A 3,079-nucleotide genomic window follows, 5' to 3' on the forward strand; every position below is an offset into this window, starting at 1 on the left:
ACCTAGCACCCGCGGATCGGGTAATTTGGCATTGCGAGTAGCGCATACCCGTGTATAAATATCAATAGCTTGGCAGGTGTGACTATCCAGTTCTTGCAAAGGTCCATAATTCAGTACGGGTTGCCATTGCTTCAATAGCTTTAGTCCTACCGCTACAACGATCGCGTTACTGTGCAAAGCGTGCTTAAAAATAGAATCACGATAACCAAATAGACATTGTTTGGCGCTCAGGCGCTTGACGGTTAAGGAGTCTAAACAGAGATAATCAACGTAATCACACACATCTTGAAACTCTACACCATAAGCGCCAATATTTTGGATAGGAGCAGAACCTGCACAACCAGGTATCAAAGCCAAATTTTCAAGACCTGCAATATTTTGCTTCACTGCCCATTCAACAAGTGAAGGCCAATCCTCACCACCAGAAACATGCAAATAATGGTAATTATCATCCTGCGTGTGCTGTAACCCTTTCAGTTGGTTGCTTAAAACCATTCCTTGAAAATCACAAGTAAAAAGGACATTGCTACCTTTTCCTAACATCAACTTAGGCAAAGTCTGCCATTCTGCGCTCTGGTAAATTTCCACCAAATCTTGCACAGAGAAAACTTCAGCTAATAATTGACAAGATTGTTCTAGGCCAAAAGTGTGGTATTTTTTTAAGCTCGCATTGGGATGTAATTGCATGGCATTCTATGGATAAATTAAACTCACGCCATTCTACAACAGATAACTATTCGAAGCAGGAAGAAATGTGGCAACTACAATTTGACATACTCCCCCCGATAAAACTTCCTTTGATCAAGCGAATGTACAAAGAACATTACCCTTCAGCAAAAGCTAGGAAAGATGAATTGTGCGTTATAGGCACGCTCGATGGGCAGATATCTGCTGTTGTCAGATTTAAAAATATTGATGTATATCGATTACTGACTGGCATGCTTGTGCTGCCAGAAAACCAAAAAAAAGGGATTGGGTCGCAGTTGCTCAATTATTGCAGCGAGAATATTCTCAATAATCAGGATTATTGCTTCGCATACGCTCATCTTGAGCCCTTTTATGCTCGTCATGGTTTTCACTCCATAATGACAGAAGAACTACCAATAGCTCTTATGCAACGGTTTGAGCGCTATGTATCCAGTGGTAAAGATCTCATTCCTATGAGATACCTAGGCTAGTATGACGAGAATGCGCGGCTTTTCTAGCAATTGAACCGTTGAATTTGGTAATATCCCCAGTTCGCAATTTTGCAAATAAGTAAGGTAAATCATCCAATATGATTGCTCATAGAAACCCATTCGAGCGATTGCCGACCATCGCACAATCACCGGATCATTTTGAAGTTTTATTTTCGGCAAAAGAATTTAAAAATCATCTGATCCAGTCGATCCGTCAGGCAAGTAAACGAATCTATCTTGTAGCGCTGTATTTAGAAGATGACGAAGCAGGCAGAGAAGTTTTAACGGAGCTATATAATGCCAAGCAAAGAAACCCTGGCTTAGATATTGCGATTTGCGTTGATTGGCATAGAGCGCAACGTGGATTAATTGGTGCGGCCGCTTCGGAAGGCAATGCTTCAATGTATCAAGAGTTCTCTCAGAACCACGAACACGCCATTCCCGTATACGGCATCCCCGTGCGAGGTCGCGAAGTTTTTGGTGTTTTACATCTCAAAGGTTTTATTGTCGACGACCAGGTGATCTATAGCGGAGCAAGCCTTAATAACGTTTATTTGCATCACAAAGAGCGCTATCGATTCGACCGCTATCACACCATCGACAATCAATCTCTTGCCGATAGCATGGTACAATTTATTCAGCAAAAAATGATAAGTCATCCTGCTGTCAATGACTTATCAAACACATCGAAACCAACGACGAAAGATATCAAAACTGACATTCGGCAATTTAGAGCCTCTCTAGCAACAGCAAACTATGAGTTTGAGTCACAGATCCCAACAGCCGATCAAGTTGCTTTGACGCCACTGGTAGGTATTGGAAAGCGTCGAAATAAACTCAACCACAATATTAACCAACTGATCGCTCATGCTAAAGATGAAGTCTTTATCTGCACTCCGTATTTCAATTTTCCAAAAAGTGTCGCTAAAGAAGTTAAGAAAGCATTGAAACGGGGTGTAAAAGTTCACATTGTCGTTGGCGATAAAACGGCAAACGATTTCTATATTTCCCCAGAGCAAACCTTCAAGACAATCGGCGGCTTACCTTATTTATATGAGCTTAATCTACGCCGTTTTGCCAAAGTAAATGAAGCCCATATTGCCAGTCGAAATCTTTCTATCCATCTCTGGAAACATGAAGAGAATAGCTTCCATCTAAAAGGCGTATGGGTGGATAAGCGCTACATGTTGATCACTGGTAATAACTTAAATCCAAGAGCATGGAAGCTCGATCTCGAAAATGCCATTCTCATCCAAGATCACTATCACCACTTAACACCTAAGTTTGAGCAAGAGATCGACAACATCCTTCGACACACTCAACTTATTTGTACCTACAAACAACTAGAGAAGATAGAAAACTACCCTGATGCGGTACAAAAACTACTACGCAAAGTAACGCGAGTTAAGGCCGATAGAGTGCTCAAACAGATTCTGTAAAGCACAACACTAGACGATTAGCCGACACCACATGTCGGCTTTTTTATATGCCTACACGTTGTTTTCATATGGCTATAGATTGAGATAGTAGCGCCTTTCATGCAGCTACTCTGTTCGATGAACATAAGCCAAAAGAATTTCAGCGCTCAAGAGGACATCAAGGAATAAGCACAGGGAATCTAGTTGCAATAGAGAGAGCTTAAAACGACTTAAGCATCTCATTGAAACTCAAACGAAAAAGCCCTGCTATTACTAGCAGGGCTTCTTAATAAGTGGCGGAGCGGACGGGACTCGAACCCGCGACCCCCGGCGTGACAGGCCGGTATTCTAACCAACTGAACTACCGCTCCGCAGCGTGTCTGGTTAGACAATATTCAAAGCCTGGCGATGTCCTACTCTCACATGGGGAGACCCCACACTACCATCGGCGCTGTTGTGTTTCACTTCTGAGTTCGGCATGGA

Annotated in this window: 3 protein-coding genes, 1 tRNA gene and 1 rRNA gene; 2 read left to right on the forward strand and 3 right to left on the reverse strand. The window is 42.4% G+C overall.

Annotated features, from left to right (window positions below; translation table 11 throughout):
- A partial coding sequence (murB, locus tag B9J87_RS17565) for a UDP-N-acetylmuramate dehydrogenase (RefSeq protein ID WP_094151989.1) occupies positions 1-687 on the reverse strand: 687 nt, incomplete at its 3' end.
- A gap of 8 nt (positions 688-695) precedes the next feature.
- Here murB and B9J87_RS17570 point away from each other — a divergent pair.
- Positions 696-1,178: a GNAT family N-acetyltransferase gene (locus tag B9J87_RS17570; protein WP_013857960.1), complete on the forward strand. Its 483-nt coding sequence runs from the start codon at positions 696-698 to the stop codon at positions 1,176-1,178.
- 98 nt (positions 1,179-1,276) lie between these two features.
- Positions 1,277-2,617, forward strand: a complete 1,341-nt coding sequence (gene pssA / locus B9J87_RS17575; protein WP_017042786.1) for a CDP-diacylglycerol--serine O-phosphatidyltransferase — start codon at positions 1,277-1,279, stop codon at positions 2,615-2,617.
- Positions 2,618-2,890: 273 nt separating this feature from the next.
- Here pssA and B9J87_RS17580 read toward each other — a convergent pair.
- Together B9J87_RS17580 and rrf are read right to left on the reverse strand one after the other, a co-directional pair.
- Positions 2,891-2,967, reverse strand: a tRNA-Asp gene (locus B9J87_RS17580).
- Between the two features lie 29 nt (positions 2,968-2,996).
- A 5S ribosomal RNA gene (gene rrf / locus B9J87_RS18080) occupies positions 2,997-3,079 on the reverse strand; the annotation flags it as partial.

The organism is Vibrio sp. V19_P1S1T109, from assembly GCF_002241375.1.
In the GTDB taxonomy this organism is placed as follows: Bacteria; Pseudomonadota; Gammaproteobacteria; order Enterobacterales; family Vibrionaceae; genus Vibrio; species Vibrio anguillarum.

Coding starts and splice junctions, on each gene's coding strand:
- pssA (WP_017042786.1), top strand. CDS start 1,277: ATGATTGCTCATAGAAACCCATTCGAGCGATTGCCGACCATCGCACAA.
- B9J87_RS17570 (WP_013857960.1), top strand. CDS start 696: ATGGATAAATTAAACTCACGCCATTCTACAACAGATAACTATTCGAAG.